We start from the raw sequence: 18,808 nt of genomic DNA, 5'->3' as shown, positions 1-18,808 counted from the left end.
ACCTGGGACCGCATCCGCGAGCTCAACCCGCGCATCGTCTACGCCTCCATCAAGGGCTTCGGCGAAGGCCCGTACACCAACTACAAGGCGTACGAAGTCGTCGCCCAGGCCATGGGCGGAGCCATGGCGACCACAGGCTTCGAGGACGGCCCGCCCCTCGCGACCGGCGCACAGATCGGCGACTCGGGCACCGGCATCCACGCCGTGGCGGGGATCCTCGCGGCGCTGTTCCAACGGGAGAGCACCGGCCGCGGCCAGCGGGTCAATGTGGCCATGCAGCATGCTGTGCTCAACCTCTGCCGGGTGAAGCTGCGCGATCAGCAGCGCCTGGCCCATGGTCCACTCGCCGAATATCCCAACGAGGACTTCGGCGACGAGGTTCCCAGGTCCGGGAACGCCTCCGGCGGCGGTCAGCCCGGCTGGGCGGTCCGATGCGCCCCCGGCGGCCCCAACGACTACGTGTACGTGATCGTCCAGCCCGTCGGCTGGAAGCCGATCACCGCACTCCTGGGCAGGCCCGAACTGGCCGAGGACCCCGAGTGGGCAACCCCCGAAGCCCGGCTGCCCAAGCTGGAGAAGATGTTCCAGCTCATCGAGGAATGGACCAGCACCCTCCCCAAGATGGAGGTGCTGGAGAGGCTCAACGCCCACCACATCCCCTGCGGGCCGATTCTGTCCACCAAGGAGATCATCGAGGACACCTCGCTGGTCGCCAACGAGATGGTCGTGCGGGTGCCGCACCCCGAGCGGGGCGAGTTCCTGACCGTGGGCAGCCCACTGAAGCTTTCCGACTCCCCTGTCGACGTGACCAGCCCGCCGCTGCTCGGCGAGCACAACGAAGAGGTCTACGTCGGCGAGCTCGGCCTCGGAGACGAAGAGCTGCGCCTCCTCAAGTCGAGTGGGGTGATCTGACGTGACCACCAACGCGTACGGGATCGCGGTCATCCACGAGATGACCGTCCCGGACTACCAGCGGGAGGCTGCGGCCTCCCCGTACACGGCCGAGAAGCCCATGGCCACACCTCGCGCGGAGTACCGCCGGCGGGCGGCAGGGCTGTTGGGGGGCGGGTTCATGACCTAATCCGCGCGGGGGCGACCACGGTGCGCGTTGGCCTCCCCCGGGTCCCGAAAGCGCACGAAAGGCATTTGGCAGGGGGCGCTGTCCAGATCTTTCGACGCAAGGGGTGCTTGACAAAGATGACAACCACCGACTTCTCAAAGCCCGTCCCCTACAGAGAGGTGACAGACACCAACGGTCGCAAGTACCGCATCGGAGAGACCGATCGGGACATCATGGGTCGACCACGATGGACCATGGTGCTCTTCCCATGGATGGGCATGCTGGGCATCAGCTCCTCGGAGTACGCGTTCACCTCGGCCGAGGACACGCTGCACGAGGCCCATCTCTGGAACAGCGGCCACATCTTCTGGCTGATGGGCGTCTGGATCTTCTTCCAGGCAGCCGTCGCCTTCCCTGCCGGGCAACTCCGTGAGAGCGGAAGGCTGCCCGCGCGGTACGCCATGTTCCTCGGCGCGCTCGGCACGATCCTGGGCTATCTCTCGCTCGCGTACGCACCGCACGTGATCGTCGCGTACATCGGGTTCGGCATGTTCAGCGGTATCGGAGCCGGTCTCGTCTACGCGACCTCCGTGAACATGGTCGGCAAGTGGTATCCGGAGCGCAAGGGCGGCAAGACCGGCCTGGTCAACGGCGGTTTCGCCTATGGCTCGGTGCCCTTCGTGTTCCTGTTCACGTCCTACATGGACCTGAGCAACTACGAGACCGTCCTGGTAGCGGTCGGTGTGGTCTGCTGCACCGTCGTCGCCTTCGCGGGCTGGTTCTTCAAGGACCCGCCCAAGGGCTGGTGGCCGGCGAACGTGGACCCGCTGAAGGTCGCCGACGACCCGAGGGTCCGGCGGGCACTGGAGAAGAACCCGCCGGCGGTGAAGCAGTACGTCCCGAAAGAGGCAGTACGGACACCTCTGCTCTGGATGATGTGGTTCTGCCTGCTGTGCACGGCCGGAATCAACATCTTCGGCATCGCATTCCAGGTGCCGTTCGGCAAGGACATGGGCTTCGCGGGCGGGATCGTGGCCACGGCGATGTCCCTGAAAGCCATCGTCAACGGCACCGGCCGCGGCATCATCGGCTGGATATCCGACCAGGTCGGCCGCCGCAAGACACTGATCATCGTGTGTCTGGTGCTCGGTACCGCCCAATTCGGTGTGCTGGTCTCCGGCCAGATGGGCAGCATGCCGTTCTTCCTGTTCTGCTCCATGGTCTCCGGATTCGGCGGCGGCGCGATCTTCCCGCTGTTCGCGGCCATGACAGCGGACTACTTCGGCGAGGACAACAACGCCTCCAACTACGGAATCGTCTACAGCTCGAAGTTGGTCTCGGGTCTCGTGGGCTCAGGCGTCGGCGCTCTGGTCGTCGACGCGTGGGACTACGAAGGCGCTTTCGTGATCGCCGGTTCCATCGGACTGATGTCCGCCGTACTGGCGATGTTCCTGAAATCTCCGGGCAGGCCAAAGCCGCAAGATGCCCGGCGCATAGTTCCCAACCCGCAACCGCTTGGCGAGGAGATGGCGTAATGACGGCGGAACCAATCGCCGCGAAAGACTCGTCGGACAACCCCGACGCCTCGAACCGCGCATACCGTGAAGTCACCGATTCCCGGGGCCGTGTCTACCGGATCGGCGAAACGGACCGGGACATCCTGGGCCACTCACGTAAATTCATGGTGTACCTGCCATGGATAGCCATGATGGCGATCAGTGTCTTCGAGTACGCGTACGGATCGGCCGAGGACACCCTGTCCCACGGGCACGGCTGGACGCAGAGCAACACCTTCTGGATTCTCAGCGTCTGGATCTTCTTCCAGGCTGGTATCGCCTTCCCCGCGGGCTGGATGCGGGAGAAGGGGATACTGACCGCACGCAGCGCCATGTACATAGGGTCGGTCATGTGTCTGCTGGGCTTCCTGGCCCTCTCGCACCTGAGCAACGTCGTCCTGGCCATCCTGGGCTTCGGCGTCATCGGGGGCGTCGGGTCCGGCCTGGTGTACGCGACCTGCATCAACATGGTCGGCAAGTGGTTCCCCGAGCGACGTGGCGCGAAGACAGGATTCGTCAACGGCGGATTCGCGTACGGCTCCCTGCCGTTCATCTTCATCTTCAACTACGCGTTCGACACGGCCAACTACCACCGTGTGCTGGACCTCATCGGCATCTACATCATGGTCGTGGTGGTGGCGACCGCGTTCTTCTTCAAGGACCCGCCGAAGAACTGGTGGCCGGCGGACATCGACCCGCTGACCTACGGCAGCACCACAAAGGGCGCGGCCAGCCTCGCCAAGAACCCTCCCGCGGTGAAGCAGTACACACCCAAGGAGGCCATCAGGACCGGGATGCTCCCCCTGATGTGGATCGCACTCGTCATGAGCGCGGGCGTGTCCATATTCGGGATCTCGTTCCAGGTCGACTTCGCCAAAGAAGTGGGCTTCGGCCCCCTCGTGGCGGCGTCGTCGATGGGCGTCATGGCCGTCATCAACGGCATCGGCCGGGGAGTGGTGGGCTGGCTCTCCGACACCTTGGGCCGTAAGCAGACCCTGGTGTCCGTCATCGTCATCCTGGGCCTCGCGCAATTCGGCGTGATCTGGGCCGGCGACATCAAGAGCGAGTGGCTGTTCCTGGTCTTCGCCTTCCTCTCCGGATTCGGCGGCGGTGCCTTCTATCCGCTGTTCGCGGCTCTGACTCCGGACTACTTCGGCGAGAACTACAACGCCACCAACTACGGGCTGGTGTACAGCGGAAAGCTGATCAGTGGCCTCTTCGGTGGTGGTCTCGGCTCGATGGTGGTCGCCGCCTGGGGTTACAACGGCGCCTACGCACTGGCCGGCAGCATCTCCATGGTGGCGGCGGCGATAGCTCTGCTGCTGCGGCAGCCTGGGCAGAACAGCAGGGTGAACGCACCTGCTCCACAGCCGCAACCGGTGGGCTGAGCAAGAAAGTATCGGCCGGCTGAGCAGATAGCGGTCGGCCGAGAAAGGGAGTCCGGACAACGGGCGGCCCTCCCCACGTTCTGACTCGCGGGGAGGGCCGCCCGTCTGCGCGTGCACGGGTCTGCGCGTGCACGGGTCTGCGCGTGCACGGGTCTGCGCGTGCACGGGTCTGCGCGGATGCGGATCTGCGCGGGCGCCGGTCGTGGACGCGGGTCCGACTACCTGCGCTTCTTACGGAGGGCCGCGAGGTTGTCGTAACCGATCTTCGCGTACGTCAGTGACTGCGCGAGGTCGGTGGAGCTCGGGGCGTTGTCCTGCTCGACCATCGGGTTGTGGTAGTTCCTGTCGCCGACGCGCGAGAAGAACGTGGTGTAGTCGATGACGCCGGTACCGAACGGCACCATGTCGTATCCCATGCCGTTGGTGGTGTTGACGGTGCCGTCCTTCGCGTGGAACAGCGGGTAACGCTTGTTGTTGCGGACGACGAGGCCCGCGGGGTCGAAGACCTTCTCCTGGGTGGAGCCGTCGTGGGCGGTGTAGGTGTGGAACTTGTACTGCGCCACATGCGCCCAGAAGATGTCCATCTCGAGCCAGACCAGTTTCGGGTCCGTGACCTTCAGGAAGTACTCCAGCTTGCGGATGCCGGAGCTGCGGGTGGGGCGGCCCTGGGCGTCGAGCGGCCCCCCGTCGAGCAGGAAACCGTACGCCGCGTCGTGGTTGTGGGTGTACAGCTTGACGCCCGCACGGCGGGCGATCGCGCCGAGCGCGTTCCACTTGTCCGCCGCCACGTCCCAGTCGGCCCGGAAGTCGCTGCCGGTGGGGTCACCGCCGGTGCCCATGTGCGCGAGGCCCAGGATGTTGGCGATCTCCAGGTGCCGCTTGAAGGTGTCGAGGTCGGGTGTCGCGAGTGGCCAGGACGGGGGTATGTAGCCGTGGTTGCCCTGCGCCCGCAGTCCGTAGTCGTCGAGCCAGGAGCGCAGCAGTTTGGCGCCCGCGACGGACTCCAGGTTGGCGCCGCCCGGGGCGTTGGCGTGCTGGCCGTATCCGGCGAACTCCACCTGCCGGTAGCCGTATCGCGAGAGCTGCTTGAAAACCTCACGGAATCCGGAGGGCAGATCGGTGCTGAGCGGGTCGCGGCCTGTGGCGTCACGGACGGTGTAGAGGATGATGCCGCGCTTCTTCGCGGGGACGAGGACCTCGCCATGGTGGCCGCCGCCTCCCCGGCTCTGGGCCAGGGCCGGCGAGGCGCCGAAGACGGGCGCGGCGATCGCCGCGGCCGCGACGGCTGTGCAGGTGTTCAGGAAGCGGCGGCGGCCGACGCCGAGAGTGCGGCGCAGGGCCTCATCGGTGCCGTCGGCTCTGTCGGTTCCGGGGGTGGGCTGAAGGTCGGTCACGGGTGCCTCTTCTCCTGTTGTTGCAGGTCAGACTCGTGCGGGTCACTTCGCGGCACGCGTTGTCAGTGGCGCGTGCTTCACTTTCCGTAGTTGCTCGTCACGTCTTGTCACGGCTCGTCACGCGAGGCCGGCCAGGGTGAGGAGCAGGGATTTCACTTCGGTGGCCGCGACGCGGCCGGTGACTGTGCGGGGGGTGGAGCAGATGATGAGCGGACCGTCGTCGTCGCTCGTGGGAAGGCGGCCGTGGCTGCCTCGAATAGGTGCGGGGTCCAGGGGCACGACCGCCATGCGGTAGCGCATTCCGAGCTTCTTGCGGGCCAGCGCGCCCGCCGCCTTGACCTTCACGTAGGGGTCGAGGGGGTCCATGAAGAGTTCGACCGGGTCGTAGCCGGGTTTGCGGTGGATCTCGACGAGCTGCGCGAAGTCGGGGGCGTGTGCGTCGTCGAGCCAGTAGTAGTACGTGAACCAGGCGTCCGGCTCCGCGACGGCGACGAGTTCGCCTGAGCGCGGATGGTCGAGGTGGTGGGTCTTCTTGCCCTCGTCGTCGAGGAGTTGCTCGATGCCGGGCAGCTCGGCGAGTGCCGCTTTGGTGGCTTCCAGATCCTCCGGGCGACGCACGTAGACATGGGCGATCTGGTGGTCGGCGACCGCGAAGGCGCGGGAGGCCATCGGGTCGAGGTACTCCATGCCGTCCTGCGTGTGCACTTCGAGGAGTCCGGCGCGGCGCAGGGCACGGTTGATGTCGACGGGGCGGTTCACGCGGGTGATGCCGTACTCGGAGAGCGCGACGACGGTTCGGCCTTCGGCCTTCGCGTCGTCGAGGAGGGGGGCCATGGCCGCGTCGAGGTCCGCGGCCGCCTGGAGGGAGCGCGGGTCGTCGGGGCCGAAGCGCTGGAGGTCGTAGTCGAGGTGAGGGAGGTAGCAGAGGGTCAGGTCGGGGTGCCGGGTGCGCATGATGTGGCGGGTCGCGTCGATGATCCAACGGCTGGAGACGAGGTCGGCGCCGGGACCCCAGAAGTGGAACAGCGGGAACACGCCGAATTTCTCGGTGAGTTCGTCGTGCAGGGCCGGGGGCCGGGTGTAGCAGTCGGGTTCCTTGCGGCCGTCGGCGTAGTAGACGGGACGGGGGGTGACGGTGAAGTCGGTGTCGGCGCCCATGGCGTACCACCAGCAGATATTGGCGACCGTGTAGCCGGGGTGCGCGCGACGGGCGGCGTCCCACAGCTTGTCGCCGGCGACCAGGCCGTTGTGCTGACGCCACAGGAGTACGTCGCCGAGCTCGCGGAAGTACCAGCCGTTGCCGACGATCCCGTGCTCGGAGGGGTGGGTGCCGGTGAGGAAGGTCGACTGGGCGGCGCAGGTGACGGCGGGCAGGACGGTACCGAGATGGGCACGGGAGCCGGACTGGCCGAGGGCCTTCAGGTGGGGCATGTGGTCGAGGAGACGGGGGGTGAGGCCGACGACGTCCAGGACGAGGAGCGGGGTGGGGCGGCCGGTGTGCTCCGGTGCGGGGCTCACGGGTGCTGTGGTCACGGCAGCTCCTTGAGGCCGAGGTCGGTCAACAGGTCGCGGGCGAGGGTGAGTTCGGCGGCGATGCCGTCGGCGAGCTGGGCTCGGGCGCGGGGGCGCAGTTCGGGCGGGAGGGCCTGCCAGGTGTAGGTCTCGACCTCCAGATGGCGGGTGAGCGGGTGCAGGCCGCCGACGAGGCGGGCCAGCGCTGCGCGGAGTACGGGGAGTGTGGAGGTGAGGGGCGCGGCGGGCGCCGCGTGCAGCGGGACGTGGAAGTGGGCGCGCCAGGGTGAGGCGTCGGGCAGGGCGTCGCCGGCGAGGGCCTCGCCCAGGTCGTCGGTGCCGCGCAGGCCGGCGGCCGTCCGGGTGCGGGTCTGGTGCAGGAAACGGGGTTCGTCGAAGGCGGCGAGGGCCCTGCGGACTTCGGGGAGATGGGGGTGTTCGGCGTGCAGGGCGGCTGAGAGCTGGGACTTGACGACGGGGACGCCCGCTTGCGCGAGGGCGTCCAGGGCGGTGTCCGGGTCTTCGAAGGAGGTGGCGAGGTGGCAGGTGTCGACGCAGATGCCGATGCGGTGGTGGCCGATGGCGGTGAGCGGGGCGATGGCGTCGTGCGTGGTCTCGACGGTGCAGCCGGGTTCCGGCTCCAGGCCGATGCGGATGGAGCGGCCGGTGAGTTCTTCGAGGGCGTCGAGGCGTTCGGCGAGCGTGGTCAGCGCGGCGTGGGCCGTTGCCGCCCGCTTGTCGTCGTACACGGTGCGCCAGGCCAGCGGCAGGGTGGAGATGGTTCCTTCGGTGACGTCGTCGGGAAGCAGCTGGGCGAGGACTCGGGCCAGGGCGGTGGTGTGGGCGAGGCGTTGCGGGTCGGCCCAGTCCGGCTGGTAGACGCGGTACTTGACCTCTTCGGCGCCGAAGCCCTCGTACGGGAAGCCGTTGAGGGTGACGACCTCGAGTCCGCGACGGTCGAGTTCGGTGCGCAGGCCGCGCAGTGCGGACGGGTCGGTGACCAGGGCGTGGGCGGCGTCCCGGGCGAGCCAGAGGCCGATGCCGAGGCGGTCGCGGCCGAGGCGCCGGCGGACGGGTTCGCAGTGGTCGCGGAGTTGGGCGAGGACACCGTCGAGGGTTTCGGCCGGGTGGACGTTGGTGCAGTAGGCCAGGTGGACGGTCGAGCCGTCGGGGTGGCGGAAGCGCATCGTTCACTCCCCGCCGCGGAGGATGGAGTTGCCTTCGTGGGTGGCGTCCGGGGAGGCGATGTCGAGGTTCAGCCGGCCGCTGAGCCCGTAGAAGGCCACGGGGTTGCGCCACAGCACCCGGTCGACGTCGTCGTCGGTGAACCCGGCCGCCAGCAGGGCGTCGCCGACCAGGCGGGTCTTGAGGGGGTCGCTTCTCCCCCAGTCCGCGGCCGAGTTGACCAGCACCTTCTCCGGTCCGTACGCCCGCAGGATCGCGACCATCCGGTCCTCGTCCATCTTGGTGTCCGGATAGACGGAGAAGCCCAGCCAGCAGCCGCTGTCCTTGGCCTCTTTGACGGTGGTCTCGTTGAGGTGGTCGACCAGGACGTGGTCCGGGGGCAGTGCGGATTCCCGGACCACGTCGAGGGTGCGGCGCAGGCCCGCCAGTTTGTCGCGGTGCGGGGTGTGGACGAGCGCCGGCAGCTCGTGGTCGGCGGCGAGCTGGAGCTGGGCGGCCAGGGCGGTGTCCTCGGCGGGAGTCATCGAGTCGTAGCCGATCTCGCCGACGGCCACGACCTGGTCCTTGACGAGATAGCGGGGCAGTTCGTCCAGGACGGGGACACAGCGGGGGTCGTTCGCCTCCTTGGGGTTGAGGGCGAGCGTGCAGTGGTGGGCGATGCCGTACTGGGCGGCGCGGAAGGGTTCCCAGCCGAGGAGCGAGTCGAAGTAGTCGAGGAAGGAGGTGGGAGAGGTGCGTGGCTGGCCGAGCCAGAAGGAGGGTTCGACGACGGCGCGGACGCCCGCGGCGTGCATGGCCTCGTAGTCGTCGGTGGTCCGCGACGTCATATGGATGTGGGGGTCGAAGATGCGCATCAGGACTCCTTGCCGGACGTGCCGGATGTCCGGGGCGAGCCGGAGCTGCCGGACGTGCCAGTGGGGGTGGCGGTGGGCTCGGTCAGGGTCAGGACGCGGTGCAGGTCCTCGGGTACGGGACGGCCCGCGGCGGTGCGTTCGTCGGCGTAGTCGGCGAGCATCCGGGCGAGTTCGGCGTCGGCGCGGGCGCGCCGGGGCAGCTCGGCCACCTCGTCGACGGGGACTCCGGTGAACAGGCACTTCAGCACGGCGTGGCGCCAGTTGTGGGGGTCGAGGTGGCGGGCGGCGTACGGGCCGACGGCGGCGGCGACGAGCCTGGTGTCGTTGGTGCGCAGGGCGTCCTCGACGAGGGGCAGGGCGTCGGGCCCTGCCACCAGGTGGGGCAGCGCGTACAGGACGGCTCGGCGTTCGGCGGCGGTGCCCTGACGGTAGACGCGGGCGAGGGCGTTCATGTCGGCGCGGGCGGCGTGCAGGAGGAGTACGCGGGCGGCGTCGGCGTACTCGGGTCCGCACCGGCGGCCGGCTTCAGCTATCCGTAGCTCCCAGACGGAGATGGGGCCGTGGGCGCCGGGGTGCGTGGTGGCCTCGTCGAGGGCCTGGTCGAGCCAGGCACGGGCGGCTCCGCCGAGTTGGGCGTTCAGGCGGGCGTGCAGCTCGGCGAGGTCAGGAGGGGTGGTCTCGCCCGCCGGTGCGTGGTGGGTGGGGTGCGGGTGGCTCACGGGATTCTCCCTTCGCGGCTGTGGGGGGTCGCCCGGGCCGCGCGGTGGAGGAATGGCAGGGACTGTTCGGCGAAGTGGGGGCCCGCGTGGGAGTGGCGGGGCAGTTCGACGACGGTGAGGGCCTGGTAGCCGGTGGCGGCCAGGGCCTCAAGTACGGGCGGGAAGTCGATCTCCCCGTCCCCGAACGGGAGGTGTTCGTGGACACCGCGCCGCATGTCCTCGATCTGGACATGGCGCAGCCAGGGCCCGGCGGCGCGTACGCAGTCGGCGGGTGAGAGGGGTTCGAGGCACTGGCAGTGGCCGATGTCGAGGGTGAGACCGAGGGCGGCCGGGTCGCCGAGTGCTCGGCGGAGGTGGTGGAAATCGGCGAGGGAGGCGAGCAGGTGCCCGGGCTCGGGTTCGACGGCGAGGGGGACTCCGGCACGGGTGGCGGCGTCCAGCACGGGGGCGAGTGCCTCGGCGAGGCGCTTCCAGGCGGTGTCCTCGTCCGTGCCGACAGGGGTGACTCCGCTGAAGCAGTGCACGGCGTGGGCACCGAGGTCCGCCGCCACTCGCACGGCGCGGATGAGCAGGTCCACGCGGCGGGCGCGGTCGTCCGGATCCGGATCGAGGAGGGACGGGCCGTGTTTCCGCCGCGGATCGAGGACATAGCGGGCGCCGGTCTCCACGGTGACGGTGAGGCCGAGCGCATCCAGTCGGCGGGCCACCTGGGCGGTGCGGGTGGCGAGCTCCGGGGCGAGAGGGTCGAGGTGCATGTGGTCGAGAGTCAGGCCGACGCCGTCGTAGCCGAGATCAGCGAGGAGGGCGAGGGCGTCGTCGAGACGGAGGTCGGTGAGGCCGTTGGTTCCGTAGCCGAAGTTGAGGGGGTGGGGGGTCGGGGTGGGGCCGCCGGTGTCCCGGTGCGAGGTCGTGAGTGGGCTGGGGCTTGGGGGCGAGGTCGGGTGGGGCTCCGAATGCTCGGTCCGGCGGGGGTTCGGGGTCATGTGACGCTCACCTTCCTCGCGAACCTGCGGGCCGCTGGGGCGAGTGCGGCCGTCAGGAGAGCGGTGACGGGGGCGCCCGCGCGGGCGGCCAGGGCGGCCTGGAGGGGGATCATGGCGCGAATTCCGCCGCCGACGGCTCGCTGGGTGAGTGGGGGTGAGGGGTTGAGCGCGGCGTGGAAGAGGGGGTGGGCGAAGGTCGCGGCGTAGACGAGGGTGAGGGCTCCGCGCAGGGCGGCTTCGGTGGGGTGCCGGGACGAGCCGGGGCCCGGGCCGGGTGCTCGGTTGGGCGTCGGCCCGGGTGCGCCGACAGGAACTCGGCCGCGCCGCAGGACCGGGACGGCCTCGATGGGCGCTCGCCCGAATCTCCGCATCGAGACGTCAACGCGCCCTGGGCGCAGGGTTATTGGGGTGCCCTTAGCAGGGTGCGGTCGTACGGCCGTGGGGTGGCGTCCTGGTTGCCCTGCGACTCCTCGGTCGCGCAGCAGCCCCCAGACCAGCGCACCTGTTGTGGCCAGTGCGGCCAGCGGTGCGGCCGACGAACCTCCTTGCGTCTCCCCTCGGGACACCGCTGTCACCGCAAGGGTGTGAGTGGCGAGGGTGAGGGCGGCGGGGAGGGACTCGCGGACGGCGGAGCGAAGCGGGGCGTTCGGGGCTGGAGCCGTGTCTCGAGTGGCGCCGGCGGTGGTCGTCGCACCGAGGAGTACGTCCAGGCCTCGGGCGGCAGCCATGGCCGCCGGGCCGGCGGGAGTCTGTTTGAGCGCGAGGTCATAGGCCCAGACGGTGACCGCGAGGGGCGCGGCGACCGCGAGCGAGGAGCGACCCGCTCGCGCTGCCAGGGCGAGGCCCGCCGCCGTCAGGGCTCCGGCCGCCACGAGAGCCGCGGCCGGGTGGATGCGGCCGGAGGGCAGCGGGCGGTGCGGGCGGTCCACGGCGTCCTCGGCGCGGTCCGCCCAGTCGTTGAGGGCCATACCGGCTTCGTACAGACAGAGGGAGGAACCGATGGCGAGCAGAGTGCGGGAGTTGGGGCGGGCCCCGACCGCGGCGGCGCCCGCGAGCGCGTCTCCGGGGACGGTGAACAGGGCGGGCAGGCGCAGCAGTTCGGCCCAGGCCCTTGCGCTGGCCCTGGCGCTGGTCCCGGTCCTGATCCTGGTCCTGGCGCTGATCCCGGTCCCGGTCCCGGTCCTGGTCCTGGTCCTGGCCCCGGTCCTGGTCCCGGTCCTGGCCCCGGTCCTGGCCCCGGTCCTGGCCCTGGTCCTGGCGCTGGCTTGCTCCGACGTTCCGGCACCCGCGGTCCTGCGCCTTCGCGGCCCGCCCGACTTACCCGAGCCGCCCGACTTATCCGAGGAACCCGAGGAACCCGAGGCAGCCAACTCACCCGAGGCACCCGCCTTACCCCCGGCACCCCCGGCACCCCCGGCACCCGAGGCGTCGGATCCCAAAGCCCCGCCCGACGCCAACGACGCGCTGCCCGACCCAAGCGCCGCACCGGACCCGCGCGACCCGCCCTGCCCTGGCGCCGCACCAGCCCCTGCCAACCTTCCCTGCCCTGGCGCCGCACCAGACCCGGGCGACTCCCCCAGCCCGAGCACCTCACCGGACCCGCGCGACTCCCCCGGCTCGAGCCCCTCACCCGACCCATTCAATCCACCTGAGCCCAACAACCCCAGCAACCGCACCAGCCGCCCGCTCACCGCGCCTCCTCCGAGGATTCGCGAAGCCGGTCCGCCAGACCCGCCAGGGCCGCGTACTGCTCCCCCAGTCCCGCGGGCGCCACCCCCACCGGATCCTTGAAGTAGAAGGCCAGCTCGCTCAACGGGCCGGAGAGGCCGACGTCGTGGGCGCGGGAGACGACGCGGGCGAGGTCGAGGATCAGTGGGGCGGCGAGGGCGGAGTCGCAGCCCTGCCAGGTGGTCTGGAGGATCATGCGGGTGCCGAGGAAGCCGTCGAAGGCGATGTGGTCCCAGGCGGTCTTCCAGTCGCCGAGGGCGGGGACGTCGTCGATGTGGACCTCGCCCTCCGGCGCGGCGCCCAGGGTGTCCGCCAACACCCGCTCCTTGCCGGCGTTCTTGGCCGCGGCGGCGGCCGGGTCGGCGAGGGAAGCACCGTCGCCCCCGCCAAGGAGGTTCGTGCCGGACCAGGCCCGCACCGTCAGGGCGCGCTGGGCGAACATCGGGCCCAGCACGGAGCGAAGCAGTGTCTGGCCGGTCTTGCCGTCGCGGCCCGCGTAGGGCAGGCCGCTCGACTCGGCCCGGTACGCCAGTGCCGGGTGGTGCAGGCCCGTGGAGGGGGTGAAGTTCACGTACGGGCAGCCGGCGCGCAGGGCAGCCGCCGCGTACAGGGAACTCGGCGGCAGCGCGTCTCCGGTGGGCCCGGGCTCCGTGGAGGCCACGTTCACCACGACCGCCCGGGCCAGGCCACATCGCCGTACGAAATCCCGTATGTCCGCGGCGAAGGCCTCGATGAGTTCGGCCGGTTCCCGGGTGTCGCCGTGGCCGGGCCCGCCGGGGCGGATCTCCCGGTCGGCAGTGGCCAGTTCGGCCTCCACCGCCGACGGGAGGCCGTACGGCAGGACGCCCCCGGCGACCAACTCCTCCGCGCGCTTGGGCAGTGGGCAGTCGACCGTGTCGTGGCCGCCGAAGACGAGAGAGGACAGCGACGGCAGGTCGCAGGCGGCGAACAGGTCGGTCTCGGTGACCATGCCCGTCGGGGCGTGCAGGCCCGCGGTGACGGCCGCGCAGCCCGCGACGACGGTGGTGGCCACGGAGCCGCGTGCTCCGATCAACCACACGCCCACCCTGGGTTCTGAAAGGACCCTGGGTTCGGAAAGGGACGCGGACATGGGCAGCCTCCTTGTCGTACGTCAACCACGGAGAAACGGAGAACAGGAACGGATAGCGGATAGCGGATAGCTGGCGAAGAAGCAGGAGTGAAGAGGGGCCAAGACGGCGGGCGGGAGTACGGCGTGTCCCGCCCGCCGCCGCTCAATTGCCCTTCACGGGCAGTTCCTTGATCCGGATGTCGCGGAAGGACACCTGGTCGTCGGATCCGTGGTTCTGGATGCCGACGTGCCCGTCGAGCAGGCTCCGGGCCGGATCGGTGTTGGTGAAATCGTTGATCTTCACGCCGTTGAGCCAGACGCGGAGCCGCTCGCCCTCCACGCGGATCTCGTACGTGTTCCACTCACCGGGCGGGTTCAGCGCACGGTCGCGCTTCTCCACGTCGGCGGACTGGAAGCTGTACACGGACCCGGTGGTGCGATCGGGTGCGTCGGTCGCGTCGATCTGGACCTCATAGCCGTTGTTCACGGCCGACCAAGGGTCGTCGGAGGCCGGGAAGCCCACGAAGACACCGGAGTTGTCGTCCCCGGCCACCTGCCAGTCCAGTTTCAGCGAGTACGAACCAAAACCGGAACCGAAACCAGAGCCAGAGCCAGAGCCCGAGCCAGGGCCGGAACCCGAGCCGGAACCTGGGGACGGCGCACCCGCGTACCAGAGCATCCCCAGCCCGCCGCTCGACGTCAGCGTGCCGTCCTCGCTCAGCGAGAACGAACCCGGTCCCGCCTGCCGCCACGCCGACAGCGACTCGGCCGTGCCGTCGAAGAGCGGCCGGTAGCCGTTCTCCGGGCGGCAGTCGGCCTGGGCGTCGCCGACGGCGTACTGGATTCCGCCCAACAGGTGCTGGCGGAAGGCGGGTTCGGCGTACGACTCCTTGGTGTGGCCGGCCCCGGTGTAGAAGGCGCGGCCGCCCCGGTACTCCTGGCACCAGGCGATCGGATGGTCGCCGCTCATCGTGCCGCCGGTGTACGACGACTCGTCGAGCGAGGCCAGGACGTGGGCGCTTTCCCGCGGATTGGAGCGGTAGTTGTACCACTCGTCGGTACGGTTCCACGCTCGGGCCAGTGCCGAGGTCGCCGGGTGTGCATGGTCCTCGACGTCGACTGTCGCGGGCTGGATCGCCGGGTGCGACTGGAAGTACGCCCCTGCGAGACCGCCGTAGAACGCCCAGTCGTACTCGGTGTCGGCGGCCGCGTGGACACCCACATAGCCGCCGCCCCGCTTGATGTACCGCTCGAAGGCGCCCTGTTGGACGGCGTTGAGGACGTCGCCCGTGGTGGACAGGAAGACGACGGCGTCGTACCGGGCGAGGTTGCGGGAGGTGAAGGCTCCGGCGTCCTCGGTCGCGTCGACGGTGAAGCCGTCTGCCGCGCCCAACTCACGTACGGCCGCGATCCCTTCGGGAATCGAGTCGTGCCGGAAGCCGGCGGTCTTTGAGAAGACCAGAACCCGCGTGTCATCGGGCTTCTTCGACGCGGCCCCCGTCGACTCGATGCCCTTCGACGCGGCCCCCGTCGACTCGGCTCCCTTCGACGCGGCCGGTCCCGCCACGCAGCCGATGAGTACGGCTGCCGCCGCGGCGGACGTCATGACTCGCGCTGGTGCGCGCATCACAGCAACACCTCCTCAGCCGCTCGTCGTGAAGGTGAAGTCATCCACGTCGTACAGCGCGCCCGTTCCGCTCCCCTTGAAGACGAGGTAGAGCGAGGTCGTGCCGCGCGGTGCGCGGGACAGGTCCGCGCTCACGTCCTGGAAGGTCTCCCAGCCGCCGGTCACCGGGACGGTCGCCTTGCCCAGCACCCGGCCGGTCGGAGAGCCCGCGCGGACTTCGAGGGTGCCGCCCGCGCCGGCCGACGCGACCCGCGCCGTGATCTTCTGGGCGTTGCTCAGCACGTACGGCGTGAACGAGATCCAGTCACCGTTGTTGATGTCACCGACCGTCTCGCCACCGTGGGCGGTCGCCTTCGACATGACCGTGATCCCCGAGGACTCGCCGAAGTGCTCGGCCTGGCGGTGCTTGGGCTGGACGACGTGCTGGTCGTGGCTGGTCAGCGGAGCCTGGCCGCCGCCACCGCCGTCGGTGTACTCGGCGTCGAAGACTCCGAAGATGTTGGCGTCGTCGTCGTGGCCGTCGCCCGCGCCGGTCACGATGGTGCCGGTGCAGCCGTTGGCCGAGGTCAGCACATGGCCGTGACTGTCGTGGCCGAGGATGAAGTTGACCTTCACCTTGGCGCAGTCGATCGCCCTGCCGTCCTCCGGGTCGGTGACCTTCACCTTGAACGGAACCGTGTCACCGAAGCTGAACAGCTGTCCGTCCTGCGGCAGTTGGAGTGTCACCGTGGGCGCGGTGTTGCCGACCACGATCTGCACGCTCGAACTTCCCGTCCGGCCGCCCGGGTCCTTGGCCGTCAGTGTCGCCGTGTACGTGCCGTTCTTCTTGTACTTGTACGTCGGGTTCGCCGCGGTCGAGGTGCCCCCGTCGCCGAAGTCCCAGCTGTAGGTGAGGGCGTCACCGTCCGCGTCGGTGGAGCCGGCGGAGGAGAAGTTCACCTTCAGCTTCGCCTGTCCCGAGGTGCGGTCTGCGGTGGCCTGCGCGACCGGGGAATGCCCGTCGGTGGCGTTCTCGATCCGGTACAGGCCCGAGTGCTCGTCGCCGCCGAACCAGGCGGTCCCGTAGTCGAGGACGTACAGCGCTCCGTCAGGACCGAACGCCATGTCCATCACCTGGGTGCCGGTCCACGGGATGTCGTTGATGGACTGCACGGTGCCGCTCGTGTCCGACTCGATCCGCTTGATCCAGCGCCGGCCGAACTCGCCCGCGAAGAAGTCGCCGTCGTACGCCTCCGGGAACTTCACCGGCGAGTCGAGCGAGGCGTCGTAGTGGTAGACCGGGCCGCCCATCGGGGACTCCGAGCCGTCGCCGAACTCCGGGACGGACGCGCCGTCGTAGGGGATCCAGGCGGCCTGAGCCGGGGGGAGGTCGGTGAGGCCGGTGTTGTTCGGCGAGGTGTTCTTGGGGGCGGCGCAGTCGAAGGCCGCGCCCGAGGTGCTGGTGGCGAAGTCGTAGTCCACGTAGGCGTCGTTGTCGCCGGTGCAGTACGGCCAGCCGAAGTTCCCGGGTGCGGTCACGCGGGCGAACTCGACCTGTCCTGCGGGACCGCGCGCCGGGTCGGCGGCGCCGGCGTCCGGGCCGTACTCACCGACGTACAGGATGCCCGTCGCCTTGTCGACGCTGAAGCGGAACGGGTTGCGGAAACCCATCGCGTAGATCTCAGGGCGCGTCTTGTCGGTGCCGGGCGCGAAGAGGTTGCCGTCCGGGATGGAGTACGAGCCGTCGGCGTTCACCTTGACGCGCAGGATCTTGCCGCGCAGGTCGTTGGTGTTGCCGGCGGAACGCTGGGCGTCGAAGGCCGGGTTGCGGTCGGCGCGCTCGTCGAGGGGCGAGAAGCCCTGTGACTGGAAGGGGTTGGAGTCGTCGCCGGTAGACAGATAGAGGTTTCCGGCCGCGTCGAAGTCGATGTCGCCGCCGACGTGGCAGCAGATGCCGCGGGAGGCCTGGACGTCGAGGACCTTCGTCTCGCTCGCGTTGTTCAGGGTGCCGTCGGCGTTCAGGACGAACCGCGAGAGGCGGTTGACGCCGTCGAAGGGTGCGAAGTCGGCGGCCGTGCCGGTCTCGGGTGCGTCGCCCGCCGGGGTGTTCAACGGGGGCGCGTAGTAGAGATAGATGAAGCGGTTCTCGGCGAAACCGGGGTCGAGGCCGACGCCCTGCAGGCCCTCCTCGTCGTGCGAGTACACGTCGATCTTGCCCGCGAGCTTGGTGTTGCCCGCGCTGTCGGTGAGGCGGAGTTCACCGTCGCGTGAGGTGTGCAGGACCGAGCGGTCCGGGAGCACCGCCAGCGACATGGGCTCGCCGACCTCGGGCTCACCCTTGGCGAGGGTGACCTGCTGGAAGTCCTCGGCAGCGGCGGTGACTTCGGCGGGGTCGGCGACGGCTGCGCCGGCCGAGGGTGTGGTGAGGGTGAGAGACGCGGCCGCCAGGATCGCGCCGCTCAGCAGGGCGAGTGCCCCACGGAGTCTCGGACGTCTGGTGTGGCTTCTGTTCTTCCTGTTACTGGCCTTACTGGCGTACGGGTGCACGAAATGCCTCCATGAAGGGGCTGGTCGTACGGGCGGGTGCCGCGGTGCGGCGGTACGCCGGGGTGCGCCGTCACCCCGGAACCTTGTGAGATGTGCGATGTGAACCGCGCGAGAGGAACTGCGCGATGTGAACCCCGGGAAGTAAGGAGTACCCCCCAAGGCGAACTGCGTTGTGCGGCCTAGTCGTTGCCGCCGAACGCCGCGTCGAACGAAGCCGACGGCGGGTCGAAGTCGTACGTCTTGAGGCGGGTCAGGGCCTCCGGTGCGCCCTGGAGCCGGTCCATCCCGGCGTCCTCCCACTCCACGGAGATGGGGCCCGTGTAGTCGATGGAGCGCAGCATGCGGAACACGTCCTCCCAGGGGACGTCGCCGTGGCCGGCCGAGACGAAGTCCCAGCCGCGACGCGGGTCGCCCCAGGGCAGGTGGGAGCCGAGGCGGCCGTTGCGGCCGTCGAGCCGCTTGCGGGCCTCCTTGCAGTCGACGTGGTAGATCCGGTCGCGGAAGTCGTAGAGGAAGCCGACCGGGTCGAGGTCCTGCCACACGAAGTGCGACGGGTCGAAGTTGAGGCCGAAGGCCGGACGGTGGCCAACCGCCTCCAGTGCCTTGTGAGTTGTCCAGTAGTCGTACGCGATCTCGCTCGGGTGGACCTCGTGCGCGAACCGCACGCCCTGCGCGTCGAAGACGTCCAGGATCGGGTTCCAGCGTTCGGCGAAGTCCTCGTATCCGCGCTCGATCATCGACTCGGGCGCGGGCGGGAACATCGCGACCAGGTGCCAGATGGCGGAGCCGGTGAAGCCGATGACGGTGTCGACGCCGAAGGCGGCCGCCGCGCGTGCGGTGTCGGCGATCTCGGCGGCGGCCCGCTGCCGTACGCCTTCACCGTCGCCGTCCCCCCAGATACGGGCGGGCAGGATGCCCTTGTGGCGTTCGTCGATGATGGCGTCGCAGACGGCCTGGCCGACCAGGTGGTTGGAGATCGCCCAGCACTTGAGGCCGTACTTGTCGAGCAGCGCGTGCCGGGACTCTATGTAGGACGGGTCCGCGAGCGCCTTGTCGACCTCGAAGTGGTCGCCCCAGCAGGCGAGTTCAAGTCCGTCGTAGCCGAAGTCTCGGGCGAGACGACAGACTTCTTCGAGAGGCAGGTCGGCCCACTGGCCGGTGAAGAGTGTGAAGGTACGCGGCATGG

General features: G+C 69.6%; 15 protein-coding genes. 4 read left to right on the top strand and 11 right to left on the bottom strand.

What is annotated here, in order from left to right; translation table 11 throughout:
* The 4 genes from AB0N66_RS28300 to AB0N66_RS28285 form a co-directional block, all read left to right on the top strand.
* Positions 1-912, top strand: a 912-nt coding sequence (locus tag AB0N66_RS28300; protein WP_365440179.1) for a formyl-CoA transferase, incomplete at its 5' end; no start/stop codon positions are given.
* 1 nt (position 913) lies between these two features.
* Positions 914-1,081 (top strand): hypothetical protein, encoded by a 168-nt coding sequence (locus tag AB0N66_RS28295; protein ID WP_365440177.1) that lies wholly within the window; start codon positions 914-916, stop codon positions 1,079-1,081.
* Positions 1,082-1,197: 116 nt separating this feature from the next.
* On the top strand, positions 1,198-2,595 hold the full coding sequence (locus AB0N66_RS28290) for an OFA family MFS transporter (protein WP_365440175.1): 1,398 nt from the start codon (positions 1,198-1,200) through the stop codon (positions 2,593-2,595).
* The gene (locus AB0N66_RS28285; RefSeq protein WP_365440173.1) at positions 2,595-4,004 is read left to right on the top strand and encodes an OFA family MFS transporter; all 1,410 of its coding nucleotides are present in this window, start codon (positions 2,595-2,597) and stop codon (positions 4,002-4,004) included. Before AB0N66_RS28290 ends, AB0N66_RS28285 begins: the two co-directional genes overlap by 1 nt.
* Before the next feature lie 218 nt (positions 4,005-4,222).
* Here the strand turns inward: AB0N66_RS28285 and AB0N66_RS28280 are convergent, their stop codons facing one another.
* The 11 genes from AB0N66_RS28280 to AB0N66_RS28230 form a co-directional block, all read right to left on the bottom strand.
* The gene (locus tag AB0N66_RS28280; protein WP_365440171.1) at positions 4,223-5,398 is read right to left on the bottom strand and encodes a sugar phosphate isomerase/epimerase family protein; all 1,176 of its coding nucleotides are present in this window, start codon (positions 5,396-5,398) and stop codon (positions 4,223-4,225) included.
* Between the two features lie 117 nt (positions 5,399-5,515).
* On the bottom strand, positions 5,516-6,931 hold the full coding sequence (locus tag AB0N66_RS28275; RefSeq protein WP_365440169.1) for a nucleotide pyrophosphatase/phosphodiesterase family protein: 1,416 nt from the start codon (positions 6,929-6,931) through the stop codon (positions 5,516-5,518).
* Positions 6,928-8,097 (bottom strand): metabolite traffic protein EboE, encoded by a 1,170-nt coding sequence (gene eboE / locus AB0N66_RS28270; protein ID WP_365440167.1) that lies wholly within the window; start codon positions 8,095-8,097, stop codon positions 6,928-6,930. Before eboE ends, AB0N66_RS28275 begins: the two co-directional genes overlap by 4 nt.
* 3 nt (positions 8,098-8,100) lie before the next feature.
* Positions 8,101-8,949 carry a TatD family hydrolase gene (locus tag AB0N66_RS28265; protein ID WP_365440165.1) on the bottom strand — a complete coding sequence of 283 codons (849 nt, stop codon included), beginning with the start codon at positions 8,947-8,949 and terminating at the stop codon, positions 8,101-8,103.
* Positions 8,949-9,668 (bottom strand): EboA domain-containing protein, encoded by a 720-nt coding sequence (locus AB0N66_RS28260; RefSeq protein ID WP_365440163.1) that lies wholly within the window; start codon positions 9,666-9,668, stop codon positions 8,949-8,951. Before AB0N66_RS28260 ends, AB0N66_RS28265 begins: the two co-directional genes overlap by 1 nt.
* Positions 9,665-10,651 carry a sugar phosphate isomerase/epimerase family protein gene (locus AB0N66_RS28255; protein WP_365440161.1) on the bottom strand — a complete coding sequence of 329 codons (987 nt, stop codon included), beginning with the start codon at positions 10,649-10,651 and terminating at the stop codon, positions 9,665-9,667. Before AB0N66_RS28255 ends, AB0N66_RS28260 begins: the two co-directional genes overlap by 4 nt.
* A complete protein-coding gene (locus AB0N66_RS28250) occupies positions 10,648-11,814 on the bottom strand; it encodes an SCO3242 family prenyltransferase (RefSeq protein WP_365440201.1) in 1,167 nt (388 codons plus the stop codon). Before AB0N66_RS28250 ends, AB0N66_RS28255 begins: the two co-directional genes overlap by 4 nt.
* Positions 11,815-12,338: 524 nt before the next feature.
* Entirely contained in the window at positions 12,339-13,490 is a 1,152-nt protein-coding gene (locus tag AB0N66_RS28245) for an inositol-3-phosphate synthase (RefSeq protein ID WP_365440159.1), read from the bottom strand.
* Between the two features lie 142 nt (positions 13,491-13,632).
* Positions 13,633-15,096 carry a ThuA domain-containing protein gene (locus tag AB0N66_RS28240; protein WP_365440157.1) on the bottom strand — a complete coding sequence of 488 codons (1,464 nt, stop codon included), beginning with the start codon at positions 15,094-15,096 and terminating at the stop codon, positions 13,633-13,635.
* A gap of 15 nt (positions 15,097-15,111) precedes the next feature.
* Positions 15,112-17,622: a PQQ-dependent sugar dehydrogenase gene (locus AB0N66_RS28235; RefSeq protein WP_365440155.1), complete on the bottom strand. Its 2,511-nt coding sequence runs from the start codon at positions 17,620-17,622 to the stop codon at positions 15,112-15,114.
* A gap of 179 nt (positions 17,623-17,801) precedes the next feature.
* Positions 17,802-18,806 carry a sugar phosphate isomerase/epimerase family protein gene (locus tag AB0N66_RS28230; protein ID WP_365440153.1) on the bottom strand — a complete coding sequence of 335 codons (1,005 nt, stop codon included), beginning with the start codon at positions 18,804-18,806 and terminating at the stop codon, positions 17,802-17,804.
* Positions 18,807-18,808 lie beyond the last annotated feature (2 nt).

Origin of the sequence: Streptomyces sp. NPDC093544 (genome assembly GCF_040683495.1) — a bacterium.
Classification (GTDB): domain Bacteria; phylum Actinomycetota; class Actinomycetes; order Streptomycetales; family Streptomycetaceae; genus Streptomyces.
This window is presented reverse-complemented; position numbering and strand designations above follow the sequence as displayed.